The sequence below is a fragment of the Halopseudomonas sp. 4NH20-0008 genome, from assembly GCF_057548395.1.
Map to the genome: position 1 here is coordinate 1 of NZ_BAAJMD010000023.1, position 22,843 is coordinate 22,843.

Consider the following 22,843-nt stretch of genomic DNA (forward strand, 5'->3'; position numbering starts at 1 on the left):
AACGCCAGTAAAGGCTGTGGCGGTGTCATGCGTGTTGCCGCCTGCGCCTTTTTCGCCAATCCCTTTGAACTGGGCTCCGAGACAGCCCGATTCTCCCATGGCCACCCCACCGGCTATCTCGCAGCAGGGTTATTCGCCGACATTCTCAAGCTTATCTGGCGTGAAGATCTGTCGTTACATCAGGCCTGCGTTGAGTCTCTCGCACGCCATGGCGATCTCCCTGGCATGGAAGAAACTCGTCAGCTGGTCGAGAGCGTATTGGAACTGCATGCCCAGGGAATCAGACCAACGCCATCAGCCATTGAGCGCTTGGGTGGCGGCTGGATAGCCGAGGAAGCTTTGGCGATTGGGCTGTGGTGCGCGTTGAGCGCTGAGAATCTCGAAGAGGGTGTTGTCCTGGCCGTAAATCACAGTGGTGATAGCGACAGCACCGGTCTTATAGCGGGCAATCTGCTGGGCTTGATCCATGGACCAAGTGCCATTCCTGGCGACTGGTTGAGTCAACTTGAACTTCGGCAGGTCATCACCCAGATAGCCGCCGACATAACCTTTGTACCTCACTGCTATGACCCGGATGACAGTACCGATGCGGGCTCAGCAATCTGGCTTCGCTATCCGGGGTGGTGATCATGCGACCTGATTTGTCGTATTGCAGGCTTATCTTCGCGCAGGGATTCATCACAAGGAACAAAAAGCATGGCACTCATAAATTGCAGTGAATGTGGTAACCAGATCAGCGATCAGGCCGTGTCCTGTCCCGGTTGTGGTGCGCCTATTAGCCAAGGTCTCAAGGCTCAAACAGCCATGGCATACAATGCGCCCAAGACCGAGGAACGCAAGGTCGGCATTTTGCTTGGCCTGGGTATTTTTATTGTGCCCTACATCTTCGTCTGGTTCTTGCTGCGCAATGGCCATACCCCATTAGCGAGAATAGTGGGCTTTGGCTGGTTTGGTCTTGCCGTTTTGATCGCCATGGGTGGTGATCAGGATCGGACCCAGAGCACAAGCACGAGTAACGGCACAAGCAATTCAGCCTCACAGCGGGAGTCCTCACTGTTATCCCAGATTGCCACCCCAGCAGAGCCTGCCGAGCCTGTGGTCTTGCCAGAGGTCACAGCACAACAACTGGCAGCTGCGTATGAGCGCAATACGGTAGCGGCTGATCAGCAGTTCAAGGGTAAGCGCTTCAAGGTGACGGGTGTGGTTGATTCAATCAACACCAACTTCCTGGGTCGTCCTTACATCACCTTGCGTGGTTCGACCAATCGCTTCATGCAGCCACAGTTCGAGTTGGAGCGTAATCAAACCAACTACGCTGCACGTCTGTCGGAAGGGATGCGGGTCACTCTGGTCTGCACCGGCAGTGGCGATGTGGCAAAGATTCCGATGTCGGATGAGTGTGTGCCGGCTGACGAATAAGCATGCTGTTTCGTAATGCTGGGTGAGCTGGGCCCTATTTATCAGCCAACTTTCCACAAGCAATGTTGATGCACTTTTTGGTTCTAGTCATATCAGAAATGTGCGCAAAGGCTATTTAGTGATCAGGCTGAAGCGCGAATTGATTTCAAAATTGAGGTGGTTATGAAAGAGCTTACATTTATGGTGGTGGGCATGACGATTGGAGCTGTATTTTGCACTTTGAAGCGCAGGGCGACAGATGCAGAGGTGGCGGCTCGAATGTGGCGAGAGCGTACTCGCGAGCAGCGCTAGCCCTCTTATAATCGGAGTTATTGCAATTTCTATGGGATGTGATTTGACTTATATGAATAGTTAGCATCAAAGGTGCAGGCAATGGATATCGACATAAAGATACTGGTGCTCAGCGCAGTTATTGGCATAGCTGCCATGGTGGGGGTCAGCCAAATATTGACCCCATCGCCAGAGCTTACCTTTGAGCAGAGCCTGGCTGAAAGCGCGGTATCGCTAAATACAGAATTGCCTCTGCAGTTATCAGACTGGCTCACTCGGGAGCGTGTAAACTCCAGCGGAAAGACAGTCACATACGAAATGCGTATGCACGACATGCCTTACGATGACATTTTGTCGGTTAACGACCTGCGTGCATCAACTACCGAAGACTTGATTCAAAGCGCATGCACTGAGCCCATGATAGCGGAGGGGATGCATCAGGGCGGAATTTATAGGTACATTCTCCGATCCCAAGAAAATCAACTCGTTCTTGATCTGACGATAAATCGTGCGGCTTGCTTGAGTGCAGGGATACGTTAATCAAAGTCGGCAGGGTGAGGCGACATCATTTGGTGGTGTGACTTTTCTTCTGAGGCCCCCTAAAAATGGGGCATTACCCACACAATCACATAGCCTAAATTCCGCTTTACCTCGCTACCCACAATTCATCCAACCGTGTCGTATAACTCGGACTCAGAAGCTGTCGCTGCATGCCCCATCCAGGCGAGGTGGGCACTCGGGCGGGCTTGATGGTGTTTCTGCCCCAGCGCTGATTGATCTGATCCAGGGTTTGCATCAGGTGATCGGTGCCTCCCGGCTGACTGGGTGCAAACAGGTCGGGTGTGTATTCATTGCGCTGGCATAAATCCAGCAGCATGATCGAGGCCTTGGCGTAGGCGGGACCTTCCTTGTAGATATGATCCAGTCCCTGCATGGCCGCCTGGATCAAAAGTCGGGTGTCGTCAGTGGGGTAGGGTAGATGGCACTGCAGACTGCGTGCGTAGTGTTTTTCATCCGGATTGAACAGTCCGGTTCGGAGACCAACCTGAATGACCTTGCACAGTGATTGCTGCTTGCGCAGCTTCTCTGCTGCTCGGGTGGTGTAACTGGCTACGGCCTCCTGCAGGCCCTTGAGATCGTAGACCCGTTGCCCGAATGCCCGGCTGCTGCATATCTCCTTCTTGGCCGGGGCTGTTGGCTCCATATCCAGGCAACTGATCCCGCGCAACTCGCGTGCGGTTTTCTCCACGAGCACACTGAACCTTTTACGGAGCGTCGCTGCGTCGGCGTTCGACATATCCCAGGCGGTTGTGATGTTCATGGCCTTCAAGTGTTCGGTCATGCGCCGGCCAACACCCCAGACATCCTCGACCGGCATAGCCTTTAGTAGCTTGTCCCGTCGCTCCGGATCCCGTATGTCGACTACGCCACCAGTCTGGCGTTGCCAGCGTTTGGCGGCCGCGTTGGCCAGTTTGGCGAGTGTCTTGGTGCTGGCGATACCCACACCGACCGGGATGCCGGTAATTTGCAGCACATCTGCGCGCAGGGAATAACCGAGCTGATCCAGTGGCTCAGGCAGGCCGGTCAGGTCGGCAAAGGCTTCATCAATGGAATAGACCTCTACTGAGGGCAGGCGGCTTTCAAGGGTCATCATGACCCGCTCGCTCATGTCTCCATAAAGTGCATAGTTACTGCTGAACGCCAAGATGTTGTGGCGCCGCAACTGATCCTTAATCTTGAAGTAGGGCTCGCCCATCTTGATGAAAGGCTTGGCCTCAGCACTGCGGGCAATCACACAACCATCGTTATTACTGAGCACCACGATCGGGGTCTTGGCCAGATCAGGTCGAAAGACCCGCTCGCAGGACGCATAGAAGCTGTTGCAGTCGATCAGGGCAAAGCTCTTGGTTGAACTGGTCATTTCTCACCGGTGTCATGCCAGCGGATGCTGTTGCGAACGACGCCCCAGATTTGCAGCTCATCCCCTTCCAGGATATGCAAGGGAGAAAAGGCCGGGTTTTCAGGCTGGAGAATGATTTGCTTACCCCTACGGATCAGTCGCTTGACCAGGACTTCGCCATTGACGGCAGCCACGACGATATCGCGGTGCTTGGCGTTAGCGGCGCGGCTGACGACCAGGATATCCCCATCATGGATACCAGCTCCAGTCATGCTCTCACCGGATACCCTTACCAGGTAAGTGTGGGGCGCATGAACATCGAGCAGGGTATCCAGAGAGATCTTCTGCTCCATATGGTCGAGCGCCGGACTGGGAAAGCCCGCAGGAACGCGGGTATCAAAGCAACTGATGAGCGTGCCGGATGGCGTCACCGTGCCGATAAAAACTGCATTTGACATGGCAACCTCGTAATGCTGGTTGCATATACAGTATTCTTCTTGGGGTCAGTAGGCAAGCCTGAACATGTTGCAAAAGGGGGATAGCCTGTAGGTCAGAACAAGACCGCAGGTGAGATGCCTTTGGACGCGGCGCTGGGTCGAGGTTCGATTACTCGTTTTCGGTGCCGTATTTGCGGTCGAGTTTACGCGCAACAACCAGACCCACACCCGCGATGACCAGAACGCAGAAGAGGGTGCCGAAGGCTGCCAAGGTGAAAAGGGCTGGTGAGGTCATATTTCCTCCGAAGGGTGCAAAGAAAAACAGAATCCAAGTCTCACTTTAGCAAAAGTATTTCCGGCAGGGGCGACTGACCAAACATTGCGCTGGCCAGCAAGTCTGTAGGACTTTTATTGTCAGCGTCTAGCTGGGATGCCGCTTTGGGTTCGTTCTGAGCAGCACGACCATCCCAGCCGCTGGCCCTTTTTTGCGTCGTTAGAATAACTTGCTCGCTGAACTGTCTGCTCAACTCTTTTGCAAAACGAAGGGCCTGATGTCAGGCCCCATCGCATAGTTGATTATCCGTTGGCTCAAAACCAGACATTTACAGGTCCCCAGCTCGAGCCTGCAGCTGGAGCGTGCAGGGCAGGCACTGGCTGAGTGAATGGCGTCTTGATCCATCTCAGCTCTTCCCTGGTACTTCCATCCCTGGCGGCAACAAGGCTTTTGATGATCTCCGTTTTGCTGTTATTGCGGAGCAGATTGACATTGACCTCGATTTCGGAAAACGCATCGCTTAGCTCGCCCAGGGTGATAATGTCTTCTATCGCTTTCAGGATGCCTGCTTCGATATTACTGGCAAGGTCTTTGGGTACAAGATTCATCTGTGTCATTGCGGCTCTCATCTTTGTGGTTAATCGCTATACGCGCATTGCTTGAATCAAGGCGGCTGCCGGCAATCCAGCCGCGGCAGCCTGCCATTGGGTTGTCTCAATGACCTTTCAGGTCATGTTTTGCGATCTCGGCTTGCGCGATGTCCCACTTCCTCATCAGCTTATGTACACCCACCTCCATGAGACTGGCGCACAAGCGACGGGCGTTTGCGCCGTAAAAATCGAGATAATGCGCTGTGCCGTTTACATGCAGGCTGCGAGTTGGTTTTGCCTGCCCGAGTCGCATAAAGATCTTCTCAAGCCAGTCAGCAAACTCGGGTGAGGCTGTCACTACCGATACTTTTAGCGTGCCGCCGCTGATGGCTATGTAGCCATCTCCTTCGATAAAACCGACCAGAAACGCCTTTACCTGGTCGGGGGTCAGGGTGTGTTCATCTGGCGGGAGCAGAGTGAAGGTCTTGGACGGTATCAGGCCCCAATGTTTCTTCAGATCGATAAGCCACTGCGCCACCCCGGAAATGCGCAGTTCGGCCTGCGGGTACGTATCGACACAGTATTTACGAATGACTCCGGTATACCCTGTTGCTTGACGCATATGGTCGAGCAGGTGGGCGTCTTCGGCCTTCAATGAAATACCGACCTGGTTAATGGTCTTGTCACCACTGCACGGACGAATCCAGCCGTCGGCTGCGAGTAACCCCGCCAGATATGAGTTCTCAAGGGTAGGCACTTCAAAGAAGGTATGATTTTTTTCGTAGAGTGCTTTCTTGATTGGGTTATCGAAGGAGATGTTGAGCCGGCGGCCACGTTGTGTGATGGAGCCTTCAGTGCGACCCAGGGACTGAGCGATGTTGGCGCGTGTCATGCTCATGGCATTGGCCTGGATAAAGGCATCTTCTTCAGCCGAAAACCACTGGCTGCCAAAGGCATCGTGCTGAAGCTGCAGGCAGGTTGCCTTTCCTCGGACGGAGCTCCGGCTCCGACCCAGTTTTGCGGCAATCATGGCTACCGGAACCCCGCACAGGTAGTCATGCTTGATAATCGTTACTTCTGCTGTATTCCAAGACTTCTTGATGATATTTGTCATATGATGCTCTCTTGATAAACGATTTGATATTTAATTTGACCACTGCAAAATCAAATTATCATATCGAATGATAAGCAAGAAATTTAACGGATTATCTATTTGATCAAGGTGCGCCATGCTGAGGTTTCATCTAAAAGAACTGATTGCTGAAAAGGAATTTCAGGAGAACAGACGGATAACGCTGATAGAAATTGCGGATGAAACCGGCATCAACCGGATGACCTTATCCAAGATCATCAATCACAGGGGTTACAGCACCGTCACGGATACGATCGACAAGCTGTGTGCCTATTTTGGCTGCAGGGTAGAGCAGCTTGTGACCTATATACCTGACTCGGATGCGTTCGCGCCGAGGGCAAAATAGCGCGTTAGCGCCAGTCTGTGCCTCTGCATGACGGATTGCCCAGGGAGGGGAAAAATATAATCACTTTAATCAGACTGATTTTTGAGTAAATTGGTCTTGAATGGCTTGAGGCTGGATATTTCATTGAATTTCAAAAATAAAAAATAATTCCGATTGTGCCAATTAGTATCCATTTATGCTGTGCGCTGATTAAGCTAAGCATTCTGGCAAATAAAAGTGGCGCACATATGTTGATTGGTTTTGACATAAAGCTCGCTGAGTGGGTCTACCTCGGGTTGGATGTCTGGCTTAGCAATCGGCACTGAAAGCTACAGCTACGACAGATTTTGTCGCAAGGGTGCAGTACGCTTTCTTCGTCATCAACGAAGGAAATTAGCGAATGAACACATATAAAGTGTTTATGCAGCGTGTACAGTCAAATGCAGGTCCACGAGCCAACTTTAGTTTCCATGTCCAAGCGGTTACTGCTGATATGGCAAAGCTGACCGCCGAAGCACAATATCCTGGCTATCGATGTATAAACTCTCCCGTGCGGGTTGTCTGATCATGAGTGCGAAGACTCTTCATAATCAGGCCGATGCCATCCTTTCAGTACCACATTTCTCGGTGGGTGTTCTGTCGAAGGACCCGGAATTTGGGGCTATGTTTCTCAATCATCTGGATTGGCACTGCTGCAATTTGAGGATGATGCTGAAGGCAGAGCAGGGCTGGCATCATATCTATTCATTTATATCCGGTTCGAGCTTGCCGGGAAAAAAATATGATGAGTTGCATATTTTGCTTACGGCATCAGACGATATTGCTGTGTTAGATCATGTGATGGATAACGCCAGCGTTCTTAATGTTCATCACATTGGCTCCATATTTTCTGTCGCGGGTTCCGGCGCCACGCATTACCAATGGAATTCACTTGAGGCGGCTGCGCATTTTTTGGCAAGACTCTACGTGGCCCGTGAGCAATCGATACTTTTGGTTGACCGCAGCGATGAGTTGAATTGGTTCGGTGTCGAATTGGCAGGCTGCGCTGTTGAGGTTCAAGAGCGTTCCATTACCGACGCACTGTCAGTATTGCTGAGGAATATCCCGGAAGAGAGCCAGGGTTGTTTACTGCACACCCAGTTGATTATTCTGGCTGGAAAAGACTTTACTGGTAGTGCACTGGCCTTCATAAAAATGCGACTTTACAAGAAGTTGGGTCTTGAGCCGGAGGTGTATCTCGTTCTGTCTGGAAACTTCAGCGGCTGTGCTATGACTTGGATGGGTTACCGTTGTGCCAGCTGAATTAAAACTGAGCAGATGTGGCCGGCAATTCATCGACTCTGATTGTTAGCAAATGATCTTTGGAGAATACTAGTGCAATTATTCAGAGCAGTACCAGCCAGTCGTCTGTTGAATGGGTCAGTTGAGTTCCGTCGACAATCGAGCGTTCGGATCCCCACGAACGTCCCCTACGTCGTTGACAATCTTTGGGAGTCGTTAAGACCAAAGACCATGCCATCTCGCCGACACGCTGTCTATGCAAGTCCCTCAGCTGAGCTGGCACTGCACAATGCTAGCGCGCCGCTGGAAGAGGGTGACGAGTATGTCGCGTGCCGCGTATTGGTTGATCAAGCGAGAGTCCGGGTTGCGCATCTGGAAGTAACTGATGCCCGTTATCACAGCGACATAATTTTAATCAGTAAATGGATATCCCACCACGCCGAGGAGCTCATGGAATTGTCACAGGGGCTTAGGCAGAAGATTGCTCCGCTATTTATACCGGGGCTTGACCGCGCAGAAATGACCAGTCTTTGGCGCGAGCATGCCTGGGCAGCGGAGCTGTGTACTTATGTCAGGCAACACTCGACGTTCTGGGCCTCTGCATCTTCAACGCCCCAGCCATCGAATGGAGAGCTGTTTTTTGAGCTGAAATCTGATACGGACACTTATCAGCTTGAGGCCGTATAACCTTGTAGGTTTATGAACGTAATGCCCCGGCCAGCCTTGGCCCAGGCTTAGCCTTTTTTATTGGCGATCTTCAGGATTTACTTGGTGGGATTGCTCGATACTTCTTTCAATACCCTGTGCGATGCGACTAGGCCGATAGAAAAGTGCTGTACGTATTAATCAGGGAGGTTTCGTATTACCAACCCTCGAGACGGCTGCGCCCATCAAGTATTTAGTCAAGAGGTGTCTGAGCACATTACAACCAGGGATTATGCCAAAGCTTATGTATTCACACCGTTGTAATTGGCTATTCCAATTGCTGGAAAGTGCTACGTCTATAGCTTGCTCAGGACGATCTCTCTTGTCTGTAAGACGGGTGGTCACAACAGCGACGTTAGCTGTCGCTGTAAGCGTGTAACCTTGGTTGGATGAAAAAGGATTTAGCGATTATGGGTATGCATACAGTTACCTTATTGGAGGCATTGCTTCCAGATCTGCTGGTTTTTGACCCTGTGATCTATGGCTCTCCCCGGAGCCGCTACACCTCGATAGGTACACCGTCGATGCGTCAAGATCTCCATGATCAACATGGCAAAGTCCATGAGCTGACCGCGAAGCTGCGCATTCGACGTTGTTTGAGCGAAACTGAAATCGCTAAGATGTACAGCGAGCTGCGCTCGCAGGCAGTCCATCTGGATCCCGATGCGCTCAATGATCTGGGCTGGATGTGGATGACGGGGACCCATCTAGTATGCAATCAAACGCTGGCCGAGCATTTGTTGGAACTTGCGGCCGCTGAAGGCTCAGTGGAAGCAGCATTCAATCTGGCAGCGCGAGCTTATTACGGCAGGGGCTGCCCCGTGAATGTGCCGCAGGCGATTGAGCGTTATACCGATATTTTCAAGCATGGCAAGGTGCCTGCTTTGCGTGCTGGGGCAGCGTGTGCCCTTGCACGTATCTTTGCGACTGGTGAAATGGACATAGAGCCTGACCCAGAGGCAGCCATTGACTGGTATCAGTGTGCAATAAACCTCGGTGACAAAGGTGCCGTGGTCGATCAGAGCAAGCTCAGGCTGGATGTTTACTCGCCTTGTCAGGACGTGGCAAACGCGATTTATGAATTACAGGCAGCCGCGTTGGCAGGTGTGTCGGAAGCCAGCTATTTCCTTGCGGACCTTTATGGCGGCAATGTCCCTGATATGGAATACCCCAATGATCCTGAAGGGCACATGCAGCGCTTCTGGCGCAAACTGGGTGATGATCAGGAGGCATTGGCAATCCCTATGGACGTTTTCCATTAACACCACAAATTTTTTTACTAGGGTTGACCCTCACAATTCCTGATGAGTGAGGAGACGCTGAGTGGGGAATCCGATATCTTTCAGTTGGAAGGTGTGCAGAAGCCCAACAGGAACAATGCCAACCCCTTCGGTTTCAAAGGGCAATTCATACAAGGACAGTTAGTCGATGCAGGTTATACAGTTTCTTTTGGTTCCCGACAGCAGCGCTGCACGCCGGCTTCGCCGCCTTTTAGCGACCCAATCGCCTCGTATGGGGGTTGTTGTAGGCACCTGGCCAGAACTGCTGGATCAGGCCAGCGCCGGGTACTTGCTTGCGCCAGCATCTGGCGACTGGTCCGCGCACTTCCTCGACGCACTGGAGAAAGTGCCTGATGCCTTTTGGCGTGAAAGTCTGGCGGTGGCAGCAGAAGAAACGGCGGCTGAGGTTGAATCAGCATTATGCCTGCTGCTGAATGCATCAGGTTCGACCAGCGACCTTATCGAGTGCGATGCAGTCGGGCTTTCGCTGCGCCAGCACAAATATTTTCAGGATCTGGTACGCCTGGTTCAGGCGCTGGATGGTTGGTTACCAATTGAATTCCAGTCTATGCAGCAACTTATGGCATGTAGCCCAGTTGATGCAGTGCGCCACATTCATGTGCATTACCTCGACGATTATCCTGCTTTGACAGCTTTCCAGATCAAGCTGATCAATAAGCTCAATGCGGACGTAGGTCTCGACGCTGATCCGGCCTTGACGAGCGTCTTGAGCGCCATGTTGCCCGATACCCTCAGAGTGGAGCCGCAGTCTAGTCTTCAGGCCTTACAACGGCACCTCTATGCAGTGTCTTCAGAAAAGATGCCATTGGATAGCACGGTACAGTGGGTTGGTGTCAGGGACTTTCTGGAAGAAGCCGAAGTTGCTGCCAGCCTCGTTCAGCAGATGTTGGTGCAAACGCCTGGCCTGAAGCCTGCCGATATCGGGCTCTTGCTACCTGAGGCCCCGGAGTACACGCTGGCCGTCAACGATGCGTTTTCTCTGGCAGGCTTGCCACTGTCTGGCTTGCCTTTGCGCCCCAGGCAGCGTGATCATGGGCGGGAAGCCCTGTTTCTGTTCCTTCATTGCAGGCAGCAGCCTGCGCCGGCTATGGCGCTGGCCGCGTGTTTGTCTTCGCCGTTGATGCCCTGGCCCAAATACCGAGGGACGATTTTGGCCCAGAAAGTGATGGACGGCGATTACGGCTTGACACCCTTTCGTGGCGCAACCTCTGCTGCCGAAAGCATGCTGGAGCTACTGCGCGAGGGTGATCAGACGCCGCAATCGCTGATGACAGCGATTCATGCGTTTGTTGAACTGCTGGATGCCGGTGCGGCGCTCAAACCCCATCTTCACCAGGCAAAGACAACTGCCGAGGAATTATGCACGGCGATAATTGAGATGGATGATATTGACTGGGGCGCATTGCGGCGATTATCCAGTCCGCAGTATGCCCACCTTGCCGAGTCGACAACCTACAACCGGGAAGGGATTGCCATTTGGCGAGAGACGCATGAAGTCTGGCGCTCCGTGCGTTGTCTGGTCGTTCTGGGGTTTACCGATGGTCATTATCCAGTACCTGGAGGCGAGTCTGCTGTTTTTGTTGACGAGGACTTGCGCTCGCTTTGCTCTAGTTTGGGCTTGCCTCTGGTAACTGCCGCAGAAAAACAGCAAGAGCAACGGGATCGGTTCAAGCGCCAACTGTACGCTGTCTCTGAGTTTGTCTGTTTTATGGTTCCTCGAAAGGCGGCCACCGGTAAAGCCCTGCAGGTGTCTGAGTCGATGGTCTTCATGGGCAAGCTGTTCAGCGGTGTTGATAACGCAGAATCCGTGATACTTGAGCTGGATGTGACTGCTGATAGGGCGCGGATCCGGTTCTTGCCTCAGGCTGTTAGCGTGCCGCCCCGCTCACCACGGGCGCCTGTGGTTGAGGATATCCAATTCGGGCGCGACCTTTTGGCTCTGCGCACGGATGCTGAGGGTAATCCGCGACCCGAATCGCCGAGTAGCCTAGAGAATCTTATGATATCTCGCCTGGCCTGGTTACTGCGGCGTGTCGATGCCGAGCCAAAGAGCTGGGAGCCTGAGCGGCCGACCGTCATGTTATTGGGTACGCTTACCCACCGTGTATTTGAAGAGCTGTTTCAGGCTGCGCAGCCGATACCAACGGCAGCGTTCATCAATGACAGCGTTGAGCCGCTGCTGTTCGCTGCCCTCAGTTCACTTGCGCCTTTCCTGCTGGCCGGACCTTGGCAGGTCGAGCGCACCTATCTGGCTTCTGGTATCCGCAAGGCCGCGTTAGCCTGGCAGACGGTGTTGGTCACCCTTAAGGCTAACATTCTCGCAACGGAGGTATGGCTGGAAGGCAATCTGGACGGGCTGCCTATCCATGGACAGGCCGATGCAGTGCTGGGCCTGCCTGATGGGCGATTACTGGTTGTTGACTACAAGCGTTCCGGTGCCAAGAGTCGCAAGCCCCGCATGCAAAAAGGCTACGACAGTCAGGCCAACCTGTATCGCACCATGCTGCAAACTGGCGGCCCCAAGTGCAAGGACAACACCGAGTTGCTGGGGTGTCTGAAGGCTGGCGTCAGCACAGCCGTGCTTTACTTCATGACCAACGATCAGGTCTCACTGACGGATGCTCGGATTATCGAGTCTGGCGTCATTCCGGGTTGGGATGTACTAGAAGGTGATATCGCTGAGCAGGCAATGGCGCTGATTCGGCAGTCCTTGCGCGAGCTAAGAAGTGGGCAGTTGCGCTTGAACCGTCTGGGCGATGCCGAGTTCTTCGACAAAAAGGCCGGCGTTAAACCCTATGCACTGGACACTAGCCCGTTGATCCCGCTATTCACATTACCGGGCGAAGCCAAGGAGGCAGAGTAATGTTGCCAGCACTAATGATCATTCCAGCTGGTGCTGGATCGGGTAAAACCTATAGTCTTCAACAGCAGCTGGGTGAATGGGTAGAAAGTGGGTTGATTGCCCCTGAGCGTATTGTGGCTGTGACATTCACCGAAGCGGCTGCGGCAGAGCTTCGTGAGCGTATACGAGCAAGGCTGTTGAGCTTAGGGCGCCTGGAAGACGCGATAAAGCTGGATCAGGCGTACATTTCTACAATCCACAGTTTTGGTTTGCGTGTACTGAAGGAATTTGCCTTTGATGCGGGGCTTTCCCCTAGGCCGCGCCTGCTCAACAAAGACGAAGAAAACACACTGATCCGCGTGGCCTTGGCGCGTACCACCAAAGCGGACGAGATCACCTCGAATCTGGCTCGATACGGTTACAGCTTTGACCACAACAACCAGAAAAGTGCCGAAGACGGCTTCAGGGACGATCTGTTGAGGATGGTCAGCTTGCTGCGCTCGGCAGGTTGGTCAACAGAGAGCGATGCCTATGCAGCTGCTTCGGTCAACTGGATCAAGGAGCGCTATGGAGTGACGGGTGATGGTGAGGCGTTAACTCTGCAGCTTCACCGCGCAGTGACCCGGCTGCTTGCGGCTTACCCGGAAAGTCTGGCTCCGAGCTTTGGTAACAATGAGACGGCGAAAAAAGCTTTCCAGAATGATTTTCGCAACCTCAAAGCCGCCTCAGACAAGACACTCTTGAGCAGTGACTGGTCGCTATGGAAAGGGTTGCGCGCCTTGCGCCAATCAAAGCAAGGCTGCCCGCTGCCCAAAGACTATGATGCCTTGGCCACTGCTGTTATTCAGGCTGCGGAGGCGCTACCTGCCCATCCCGGCCCGCGTGACCAGGCCTCAATGCAGGTGGAAACACTGATAGCCGCCGGTCAGGACGTACTGTTGCATTATGCACAGGCCAAGCGTGAGTCCGGGCTGGTCGATTACAGTGACATGATTGCCATGGCGGCAGACCTGCTCCGCCGCAGCCCAGGGGTGCTGAAAACCTTGGTGGAGCGGGTCGACTGTTTAGTCGTGGATGAGTTTCAGGATACCAACCCGTTGCAGTTTGACCTGCTTTGGCAGCTGAAAAGTGCCGGCGTGCCGACGGTGGTTGTGGGCGATCTGAAACAGGCCATAATGGGATTCCAGGGGGCAGATCCGCGTTTGCTCGCTGCCTTGATCAGCCAGAATGAAGCGGTCAGCCAGCCTTTAACCCGAAACTGGCGTTCCCAGCCAGACCTGATGCACTTTATCAACGCGACAGGGCATGCTTTGTTCGGCGATGAATACACCCCTTTGCAGCCGCGAGGAGCCGAAAGCCGTCAGGCACCGATTGAGCTGATTGAATTTGGCACCAAAGCCAAAAATGGCCAGCATGCCGTGCGTGCTTTTTCCCTGGCCGGGCGCATCAAGACCATGCTGAGCGATAGCTCTCAGACCATTGTTGACCGGCGCAGCGGGCAGCAACGCCGGCTACTCGGCGGTGATATCGCGATACTCTGTCCGACCCATAAGATGTTGGCGGAGTACGCAGCTGTTTTGCGGGCACAAGGTCTGCGTGTTCGCTTGCAAGAGGAAGGCTGGTATAGCTCACGGGCCGTCAAGTTGGCCTGTCAGGCACTGACCTATGTAGCCAACCCAGCAGACCGTCACGCCGCTCTATACCTGGCCGTTACCGAGCTGGGAAGTCTTGAGCTGAGAACCGCCCTTGAACAATTGATGGACAATGGCCGTATTGTCGATCCGTTATTGACGCGGTTGGAGGGTGTGACCGCGGCTGAGCAGGATCGCACGATCTTTGACCTGTTAGCTGATACGCTGCGGGCACTCAACCTTTTCGATGAAGTTGCCGGCTGGCCAAACGCTGACCAGAGTAGGGCAAATCTGCTTCGCCTGCAGGCCGAAGCCAGCGATTTTATGGAGACCAAGCAGGAGGCACTGGCCAGTGGTGGCTACTTTGGTTCCGGTATTCCGAGTTTTTTGGCCTGGCTGCAAGCCAGTGTTCAGCAGAAAGACAAGGACAACCAGCCCGACCCCCATGTTGTTGATGAAGCCGCTATCCAACTGGTGACCTGGCACAGCGCCAAGGGGCGAGAGTGGCCGGTGGTTTTCATGTGTGGTCTGGATCGCGAACTTAAGTCAGACCTGCCTAATCTCGCCTTGGGATATCGCTCCTTTGATGATCTTGCTAAGCTGATTGAGCTGGCGCAGATCGAGTATTCCCCCAAATTCGCAGCGCCGGAATCTGACGGCAAGTTCCTTGTGACACTTGATAGGGCTACCGAACAGGAAGCGCGACGCTTGGTCTATGTGGCTATGACCCGCGCACGGGAAAAGCTAGTAATTGAGTGGCCCAGCTATCTGGCGGGCAACGACAAGCTCACCTATTGGTCGCTGCTTGCTTCAGCCATCAAGCCGTCATGCGAGACGATGACCCTTGCCATAGGCGGGACAGACTACCCTTGTCCAATTTTTCCGGGCGCCGCAGAGTTACCGCAGGCAGCTACCGCTCAGGACTTTGGGGACAGTGAGATTTTGCTTGCCCTCGGTCGTAGAGCGATTAAGCGTGGCCGTGTTCCTGAGCAATTGGTCCCAGACAGCATTACGCCGTCAGGCATGGAGGCTTACCAGGTCGCACAGACAGATAGTCAGTCGCTGGAATCCATCAAGTATCACTGCGGGTTGGAGCTGGAAATCGAACTCACTGGTAGCGAACTGGGAACCGTATTGCATCGGTGTTTCGAAATACTAGGCGCTCGTCCCGGTCACGCGAGGCGTCTGTCGGCGATTACCGGGATCGATATGCCAGATGAGGTAACGGAACTTATCGTTGCCAGTATCAGCAATTTTGAACGCTGCATTGCAGAGCGTTTTGCGATAAAAGCCACACACCGAGAGCTTCCGCTGTTGGGCATTGATGATAGCGGCTCAGTGATATCCGGAACCGCCGATCTGGTACTACAAACGGATGCTGGCATGTGGATCATCGACCACAAATCAGACCTGATTGAGAACCCGAATAGGGCGTTCGATCGGTACCGGCCACAACTTGAAGGTTATGCCAGCTTGCTTGCAAGCATGGGGCATATGGTCCAGGGGGTTGGTATCAACTGGATTCGACGTGGTGAGATAGTATTTTTGCCTTGGGCTGCGGTTTAAAAGCAGCCGTCGAATGAGTGTGAAGCTGGCCAGGTATCGGCTTTATCGACTTATATTACTTGGGGCAACTCACTCGGGCGGATGATTGAGTATTGCAGCACTTCCCTGATAACCAGAATCGGATACATCTAAGTGACGGAAAACAGCAAGAAGGTCTATAGAAAGTATGACTCGGTTACCGATACGCTGAACTATGCATTTCACTACAATGATGAAGAAACAGAGGATTTACATCGGCTGGTTAATAACAATACCCAGATAGGTATTGATGATCTACGACGTATTGCGTTGTGGAAAATCAACAGAGTGCTACGCGTCTCTGATGAAACGATTGAAAAGCTTAGGCATCTTGCAGGTCAGGAAGACTTAAAAATTGATGATGAAAGAGTAAGGGAGGTCATAGATGAGTTGGTGTCTTCAGATGGTATCGGGTTTCCTATGGCCAGCGCTTTCCTGAAATTCTTGCGACCGGATGTCTTTCCAATAATTGACGTTCGCGCTTACAGGGCTTTTACGGGCCTCAAGCCGTATTACTCAACCTACGACTACCAGAAATACAAATCCTATACGCAAGAGCTGCATCGGGATGCAAAAAATAAAGACAGGCCGTTAAAGGAAATGGATGAGCAGCTTTACTGTTTTGATAAGGATGTGAATGGGAAAATTTGATGTTTAAAAAGTATTCAATGGTGGCCCCGCCAAAAATGGGAGAATTACCCTGCGGCTCAGGTCTTTCAAAATGTCTTGATTGCAACGCCTGAGCTTTCGCAGACCACTATGTAGCCGATCGATATTGCCCCGTTTGCTGATGGCTTGATGTCATGAGTGTGTTATGCCCGATCATGTGCTTTAGGCCACTGGTTGTTTGTAGACCACCCCCACTCTAAGGTTTCAGTGTCAGCGAGGGCGCGTTGCATAGCCTCTGTCAGGGTGGGAGGCAGGTCACGAGCTGCCCGCAGGATGGCGCGGCGACAGCTGCGGTAGAAGCTGGCGCTCAGTTCGTGGTGATCCAGTAAGGCATGCAGAAAGGCTGACACTACCTGGTCCTCTAGCCATCCGTTATCAATCAGGCTTTCAAGGTCATCCATAATTTCTGAGGGGATACTGCCACCGCCAGCGCTGGTAAGCTCAACCAGCTTTGATACTGAGTAGGGTGGCTTGCCAAGCAGTCCGAACAGACTGACAGATTCATTCAGTGCTTCAATCAGCTCAATGGGAGTATTCGTTCTGCCGGTTCCGCTCAAACTCGAACGGTCATTGCGCATTAACGAATAGTTGGGAATTGAAAGCTTCAGACAGAGATCCGCGCTATCAGAAGTCCTGCGCATGAAAGTCGGCAGGTCGAGATATTGCTGAGCCTGTCCGCTACCACCCCATCCAGCCGCCAACATACCTGGCACCTGGCGTAACGCCGGGTCTGCAATGGCTGCGTCATTTCCGCGCTGTTCAACCATCAGATAATGTGTGAAAGGCGAAATCAACTGATGTTGCACAGCCAATGCAGTCAGTTCCTTGCTGTGTGCAGGCTTTAACTCCAGCAATTGTTCGCGCAGATAGGCATCAAATCCAACACGGACAACATCGGCTGCCATGGCTTCAGGTGACCGCTGGACGGTTGCGCCGATAGCCTGCTGACGACCGTCATCGAAGGTCAGCAGCAGCTCCACTCGATCAGAGAGGGGAGTGCGCAACGCAGAGAAAACATGCAAGGTCGTGCCAGCAAAGGCGCAACGAGCCAACTTGGATGGTGACTGCCATAAGCTGTCTTGCAGGTTCAACGAGGCGCTGGTAACGCGTGGCTGGCGCATGCGTTGCATATGGCGTTCAACGATGGCCTTGACGTCTTCCCCGGGGCTGGCAAAGACCGCAGCGCCTCCGGTCGCTTCGGCAATATCCCGAACAACCGATTCGGCTGGACAGGCACCGCAGCCGATCACAAAGACCCGGTGTTTGCTGTCGCGACAGAGCCGCACAATCTCATCCCGCGCCCAGGTTTCCCCATCAGTGATAAGCAGCAAATCCGCTGCCCTGCGAGACTCATCCGTCCCTTCCAGGGCAAACATAGCTTCAAGGGCGTCGAGCATCTCAGTACCCCCTAGATTCGCGTCGACCTGCCTCGCAAACAGCGATGCTTGTGGATCAACTCCTTGATCATTCAAAAGCAGCATACGTTGGGGGTTGGACTTGGCGTGAACCACGACATTACCAAATGCCGATATGGCGTAGCTGTCACCCTGTTTTAAAGCAGCCAACGCGTGATGGGCGGCTCGACGGGCGATATACATCGAGTCGCCCGCCATGGAGCCGGATCCGTCTATCAGGATCTTGAGTGCCAGTGGGCCGTCATTTTTACCGAGCGGAATCGGAAATGCTGCGTGCAGCAGGGTTACGTCCTTTCCGCTGGCAAGGCTTGCACTGGCAATCTGGGTATCAAGAGTGGTGAGGCAAATGACCAGGTCGCGGTCTGCTGTTGCGCTGCCCTCAGCAAAGCAGACCAAGGTCTCCTGATCATGCTGTGAAACCTGAATAGCATGAGAAGGGGAACTGATGCCGGCGTTGCAAAGCGCGCCGCCAATGCGCATCTCAAGTCGGTAGCGGTGCTCCACAAGGATATCTGACCTCGGCGTCTGATGTGCCTTGAGACCTGCGGCAGAGGAGCTGCCATAGCGGGGTGCTACCGTAGTAGGCAGCGCCAGTCGCAACAGACGCTCCTCCCACTGCAAGGGCAGGGCATAGCGAATATGCACACTGGCGCAATCCTCAGCCAGCAGGTTCCCCAAATTAAGGGTGTAAAGCCCGCTGTCAGAGCGCTCCAAAAGCATGGCTGTATTGCCATCCAGTAGCGCTTCTTCATATTGCTGCTCGGCCTGTTGGCGCTCTACCACCTCGGCCTGAATCGTGCGCTCGTTCAGTTCTACCCTGACTTCCAGCAAGGTGGCTTTAAGCGGCAGCGGGAAGGTGTAGATGGCTTCGATATTCACAGGCTCAGCGTTGCGCCACACCTGGGTTTGCTCAACCAGTGCAAGGGTGTCGCACAGCTCAACGTCCAGACTCATATCGACCAGCGGCAGTGTTTGGCCGCTTGCGGTGCGCATAGTGCTCTGCTCAAGAGTGGATTGCATATCAACCTTCCTTTCTGATGTCAGCCAAGGCTGCCATGCAGCGCTTGAGTAGTTCACGGAGTTGTTCGGGGCTCAGCCCGGCGGTCTGGGGTTCCACCTTGAGCTCAATACCCTGGTCCAGAAGCAGGTGAGACCACACCTCGATCGAGCCCGGTCTGCGTGTACTGATCGGCAACTGTGGTTGCCGTTCGGCTTCCTGCAATTCCCGTATGCGCTCCAGCGATAACCCCTCCTGCGCCCAGCGTTTTACCAGCAGCAGCTGTTCAAGGTGTGTCTGCGTATAACGTGCCGCCCGTGTTTCACCCTGGGGCCGGTCAACCAGACCCAGCTGAATGTAATAGCGCACCGTCCTGCGAGGCAGGTTGGTAATGGTGCAGATATCGTCAAGGGTAAAGCTGTGGACATTGACGTCAGATGTATTGTCAGGAGGCATGGGCTTCTCATATAAGAACAGCAGTAGTGTCACAATAAGATGTCACTAAGAGCTTGGCAAGAGAATTCTGATCTTGCGTCAGCAACGCCTATCCACAGAAAGGCAAAGGCCATTGCCAGGGATTCTCGACATATCCGGCGAGAGCGGGGATACCAAACCGCAATGGGTAATCGGGTGTACAAAAGCCGTAAATCGAGTTTCGATTTCAACCCGATGCAACAGGGCGCAGATCGAGAGTGGGCCTTGCTTGGCTGGTTTGAATCGGATTGATTGAGGTGAATGGAAGAAGGCGATTGTGTTAGCTCAGCCAGACGGCCTTTTGTTCGAGCGCCAGGCTTGATTGGCGCTTTTGCTCGGTTAGCGCGCTCAGGTAATCCGACAATTGCGATAAAACACTGGTGAACTCCCGAAGGGTGTCCTGCCAGAGTGGGTGGTTGCCGTATAGCATCAATAAATCGCGTTCCCTTTTTACCCGTGCCAGTTCGCGCTTGAATTCAGGGCTTTATTTTCTGCGTTTTGACATCAACACTCCTTTGGCACATTGTGACTCTTTTGAAGAGTGTCCACAGTAATCGGCCAGAAGCTGGGGGGCATACCCCCAGTTGCGGGGACCGTTAAAAACTTTGAATTGAGCTTAAAACAATGTCAGATGCAGAAATTTCGGTTGGTAGCAATGATCAACTCGAACAGGGATCAGATGCTCGTGCTGTAAATAAATGGGGTGGCGAGATTTGCTACACGTGGGCAGTTGCAATTCTGATCTGTGTTGTGCCTGCAGTCATTTATGGCGCATCTTTCCCGGCAGGTTTCCTTCTGCTTACCGTAGTCATTTTTGGGGTTCCCACAGGACTAGGCGTTCTGCTGCTCAAGAACAAAACATGGAGTAGTCTTCTGTGGCGCCGACTGGTCGTGCTGGGTGCAGTCGCGATTATTACAAACACCGCCGTGAGCCAGACGGACAAACTGACACCAGGTATGGCTACGCCTATCGCCGATGCAATCGCGCAGTACAAAACTGACACCGGGAAGTACCCGGACGCACTAGCTGTCCTAAGACCTAAGTACCTCGCTTACATGCCTGCAATCAGGGCTGCGCTTATCCAGCCAGCGATCTCATATACGGTTAGAGACGGACGGCCTCGTTTAGTCATCCCCTCAGCCAGAGGAGATGCCTTCGCGAACTATGAGTACGACTTCGAAGCGAAAATCTGGGTGCATAACTCCTAATCCGTAACTGAATCGCCCCAGATTTCGCAGAGGCTCAATGACTTTAAGTCGAGTCTTGGTAAACGTCCGCTAATGGCCCTTCGCAGCCGCTTCCCACGGACGGCATTCGGCCAGAAGCTGCCAATGAGTGCCTACAGAATTAGGGGCGATATAAATGCACTCTTTCGTCAGATGTCAATGGCCTCCGTTTTCCAGACATCCCGAGCCAAGGCCATGAGCATGTCGTGTCGTCTCTCAATCGAGGCGGCATCCCATGCGGAAAAAGCTTCCAATTTCTCGTTGATTCTGGAGATGGAAGTGTTCTGCCCGACACTCGTCAGCTCGACCAAGCTGCGCGTAAGATAATTATTGCTCTTCCGATACTCTGCCTGCTTCGGCACGTAAAAATCATTCCCAGCTACGATATTTATTGGTTTCTCCAGTAGCGTCAAATTACCCAGCCGGTTCTTGTAATCATCATAAGAGGTCGATGGGCTATCAACAGCCCATTTTCCCAAGAGCTCTGCAGCTGGCTTATTAGGGAGTATGTGTTCTATTTCGAGAGCAGTATATGGCTCCAAGCTACCAGGCACTTTCATCCCGCTAAAGGCCATATCAACGTACTGAGTTAGTCGGGCCAACAAGTATCGCGTCCGATAAAGCTGCATTGTGTGCAGCGAAAAGCGTTTCAGTGCGTCCGACAGCTCCGGTGATTTCGCCACCATATTCTTTTCAAATCGATCTGCCACGAAAGTATTCAACGCTGACTTCTGCTTTGCTGAGTCACTGACTGCTGCAATTGCCCTCAGCTCATCAGCCCACAAAGAAAAATTACGCTCAAGGTCCTTGGTCGGCGTCTTTGTAAAAATGTAATAAAACAGAAAGCTTTCAAGCTGGCTGACAAAATGATCGAAAAGCGTTTTAGGCAATGCAGCCGCGGCCAGCAGCAGTACGTAGTGCAAGCTAAACGCTCCACCAGTCAAACGCTTGAGCCTGTCCATCGCCAGGCTAGGCTTGCCATCGCTGCCAAGGCCGTTGCCAAAGGCAAGGTAGTGCTCGACGTTACGAATGACCTTTCGCACGAACTCAAATGGCTTGTTCAAGTAGTCGCACAGAGCTGCATTGTCCTTTTCGGCAAACCAATCGTAAATCTCATCTTCCCGAATGACAGCATCGCCTCGACTACTCCTTATGAAATAGTTAGCCATCAGGAAATAGCGCAAGAAGCGCAGTGGCTTTTCTTTTGCCTTCTCCAGCGGCTTGGTTATCTTCTTCCACTCGTCTTTGAGCTGAGTGAACTCAGTTTGCTTGACCTGCGTGAATAGCAAGTTCTTCAGCAAATCCATCGGATTCAAGCCAACTCCGCGCTCGTTTATCGTCTCGAAGATCTTCAGTGCACTGCTCACATCCGTCGATATCTGGATGAAAACGACGTTATTGGCAAGGTAGCCCCAGTACCTTTTCAGTTTAGGCATGTCGCCGTAGTTGTCTTGCAAGTATCGGTAGAGGGTGGAATAGGCGTTTACAAGATTTTCCAGAGACCCAAAACTGGCTATACCAGAGGCCTGTATTCCAGCCCGCACGGTTTGCGGATCGGAGTCCAGCTCCACCAGCTTAGCCATCACCTCACCGGCATTTTCGTAACGTGGTTCCAGCTTAAGACTGGTCCGCGTCTCGCCGTCGCTATCCGTGTAACTGGTAGAAATCAGGCCTCCTACGACTTGTCGCTGCGACTCCCCCTGAAAAACATGCTTTAGAGCACACAGCAACAGGAAGAAGGTAGTCAATCGCTGCTGGCCATCAATCACTTCATAATGATTTTTCTGATCGGTTGGCGAGACAAGGACCGTGCCGATGAAATATTCCCGTGTAGCACCCGCATCAATCTGCTCGTTGATGTCCTCCAGCAACTGATGAACTTCCTTGTCCGTCCAGACGTACTCGCGCTGGTAGTCCGGGACAATGTAGAAGCACTCCCGGAATGCCTCTTCTATGCTGTATTTATGATTTTCAATGCGGGCCATAGTAGTGTTCCGTCATGTTGTTTAAATATCCTGCTCTAGCAGCGCGCAGCTTTCAAATAGCTTTATCTCTTGACAAGATCAGAGGATAAAACTCGATTCTACTTGGAGCAGCAGTACCAACCTTTGAGCGCCGCGGCTATTACAATCATGGCAGATAAGATCGGTTCCGCCTGCACAAATCCTACTTATTCACTCAGACTGGCCCTCACCTCTGCATCGCTATATTGAATCCTTTGTGTAACCTGGCGCTAAACGCGCTTGTGCCGCCGCATTATCTCCTTTGGGGTTAGCTCCGTGACTGAGGCGCCTTGGTTTATAGGCACAATTGAAAGGCTGCTTCTGGCCGCTAATAGCCAATCGGCTCAGATCGGTATCGGCCAGAAGC

General features: G+C 52.9%; 18 protein-coding genes. 10 read left to right on the top strand and 8 right to left on the bottom strand.

The annotated features are described in order from the left end of the window. The 3 genes from AC27HQ_RS16390 to AC27HQ_RS16400 form a co-directional block, all read left to right on the top strand. Window positions 1-627, top strand: a 627-nt coding sequence (locus AC27HQ_RS16390) for an ADP-ribosylglycohydrolase family protein (protein ID WP_487157282.1), incomplete at its 5' end; no start/stop codon positions are given. 69 nt (window positions 628-696) lie between these two features. After that, on the top strand, window positions 697-1,419 hold the full coding sequence (locus AC27HQ_RS16395; RefSeq protein ID WP_487157283.1) for an OB-fold protein: 723 nt from the start codon (window positions 697-699) through the stop codon (window positions 1,417-1,419). Window positions 1,420-1,791: 372 nt separating this feature from the next. Beyond that, the gene (locus AC27HQ_RS16400) at window positions 1,792-2,229 is read left to right on the top strand and encodes a hypothetical protein (RefSeq protein ID WP_487157284.1); all 438 of its coding nucleotides are present in this window, start codon (window positions 1,792-1,794) and stop codon (window positions 2,227-2,229) included. A 106-nt stretch (window positions 2,230-2,335) separates the two neighbouring features. Here the strand turns inward: AC27HQ_RS16400 and umuC are convergent, their stop codons facing one another. From umuC to AC27HQ_RS16425, 5 genes are all read right to left on the bottom strand, one after another. Continuing rightward, complete coding sequence (gene umuC / locus AC27HQ_RS16405; RefSeq protein ID WP_487157285.1) at window positions 2,336-3,610, bottom strand: translesion error-prone DNA polymerase V subunit UmuC; 1,275 nt, start codon at window positions 3,608-3,610, stop codon at window positions 2,336-2,338. Beyond that, window positions 3,607-4,047 carry a LexA family protein gene (locus AC27HQ_RS16410; RefSeq protein WP_487157286.1) on the bottom strand — a complete coding sequence of 147 codons (441 nt, stop codon included), beginning with the start codon at window positions 4,045-4,047 and terminating at the stop codon, window positions 3,607-3,609. The genes umuC and AC27HQ_RS16410 overlap by 4 nt, the downstream gene beginning before the upstream one ends. Before the next feature lie 148 nt (window positions 4,048-4,195). Continuing rightward, window positions 4,196-4,321 (bottom strand): hypothetical protein, encoded by a 126-nt coding sequence (locus tag AC27HQ_RS16415; protein ID WP_487157287.1) that lies wholly within the window; start codon window positions 4,319-4,321, stop codon window positions 4,196-4,198. Between the two features lie 293 nt (window positions 4,322-4,614). Then, the gene (locus AC27HQ_RS16420; protein WP_487157288.1) at window positions 4,615-4,917 is read right to left on the bottom strand and encodes a hypothetical protein; all 303 of its coding nucleotides are present in this window, start codon (window positions 4,915-4,917) and stop codon (window positions 4,615-4,617) included. Window positions 4,918-5,014: 97 nt separating this feature from the next. After that, the gene (locus AC27HQ_RS16425; RefSeq protein ID WP_487157289.1) at window positions 5,015-6,004 is read right to left on the bottom strand and encodes an LAGLIDADG family homing endonuclease; all 990 of its coding nucleotides are present in this window, start codon (window positions 6,002-6,004) and stop codon (window positions 5,015-5,017) included. 115 nt (window positions 6,005-6,119) lie between these two features. On the opposite strand from AC27HQ_RS16425, the gene AC27HQ_RS16430 reads away from it, so the two are divergent. The 6 genes from AC27HQ_RS16430 to AC27HQ_RS16455 all read left to right on the top strand — a co-directional run bounded on the left by AC27HQ_RS16430 (window position 6,120) and on the right by AC27HQ_RS16455 (window position 16,342). Then, window positions 6,120-6,368, top strand: coding sequence for a helix-turn-helix domain-containing protein (locus AC27HQ_RS16430; RefSeq protein ID WP_487157290.1), 249 nt, complete (start codon window positions 6,120-6,122; stop codon window positions 6,366-6,368). Between the two features lie 546 nt (window positions 6,369-6,914). Continuing rightward, complete coding sequence (locus tag AC27HQ_RS16435) at window positions 6,915-7,649, top strand: hypothetical protein (protein WP_487157291.1); 735 nt, start codon at window positions 6,915-6,917, stop codon at window positions 7,647-7,649. A 1,094-nt stretch (window positions 7,650-8,743) separates the two neighbouring features. Continuing rightward, complete coding sequence (locus AC27HQ_RS16440) at window positions 8,744-9,595, top strand: tetratricopeptide repeat protein (protein ID WP_487157292.1); 852 nt, start codon at window positions 8,744-8,746, stop codon at window positions 9,593-9,595. 166 nt (window positions 9,596-9,761) lie between these two features. Beyond that, window positions 9,762-12,497 carry a PD-(D/E)XK nuclease family protein gene (locus tag AC27HQ_RS16445; protein ID WP_487157293.1) on the top strand — a complete coding sequence of 912 codons (2,736 nt, stop codon included), beginning with the start codon at window positions 9,762-9,764 and terminating at the stop codon, window positions 12,495-12,497. Then, window positions 12,497-15,673 carry a UvrD-helicase domain-containing protein gene (locus AC27HQ_RS16450; protein WP_487157294.1) on the top strand — a complete coding sequence of 1,059 codons (3,177 nt, stop codon included), beginning with the start codon at window positions 12,497-12,499 and terminating at the stop codon, window positions 15,671-15,673. Before AC27HQ_RS16445 ends, AC27HQ_RS16450 begins: the two co-directional genes overlap by 1 nt. Before the next feature lie 132 nt (window positions 15,674-15,805). Beyond that, a complete protein-coding gene (locus tag AC27HQ_RS16455) occupies window positions 15,806-16,342 on the top strand; it encodes a hypothetical protein (RefSeq protein ID WP_487157295.1) in 537 nt (178 codons plus the stop codon). Between the two features lie 161 nt (window positions 16,343-16,503). Here the strand turns inward: AC27HQ_RS16455 and AC27HQ_RS16460 are convergent, their stop codons facing one another. Both AC27HQ_RS16460 and AC27HQ_RS16465 read right to left on the bottom strand, forming a co-directional pair. Further along, window positions 16,504-18,795, bottom strand: coding sequence for a VIT domain-containing protein (locus tag AC27HQ_RS16460; protein ID WP_487157296.1), 2,292 nt, complete (start codon window positions 18,793-18,795; stop codon window positions 16,504-16,506). Window position 18,796: 1 nt separating this feature from the next. Then, complete coding sequence (locus AC27HQ_RS16465) at window positions 18,797-19,228, bottom strand: helix-turn-helix domain-containing protein (RefSeq protein ID WP_487157297.1); 432 nt, start codon at window positions 19,226-19,228, stop codon at window positions 18,797-18,799. Between the two features lie 642 nt (window positions 19,229-19,870). Here AC27HQ_RS16465 and AC27HQ_RS16470 point away from each other — a divergent pair. Continuing rightward, window positions 19,871-20,455: a hypothetical protein gene (locus AC27HQ_RS16470; RefSeq protein ID WP_487157298.1), complete on the top strand. Its 585-nt coding sequence runs from the start codon at window positions 19,871-19,873 to the stop codon at window positions 20,453-20,455. Window positions 20,456-20,622: 167 nt separating this feature from the next. On the opposite strand, the gene AC27HQ_RS16475 is transcribed toward AC27HQ_RS16470, so the two are convergent. Then, window positions 20,623-22,458, bottom strand: a complete 1,836-nt coding sequence (locus AC27HQ_RS16475; RefSeq protein ID WP_487157299.1) for a DUF262 domain-containing protein — start codon at window positions 22,456-22,458, stop codon at window positions 20,623-20,625. Window positions 22,459-22,843: the final 385 nt, after the last annotated feature.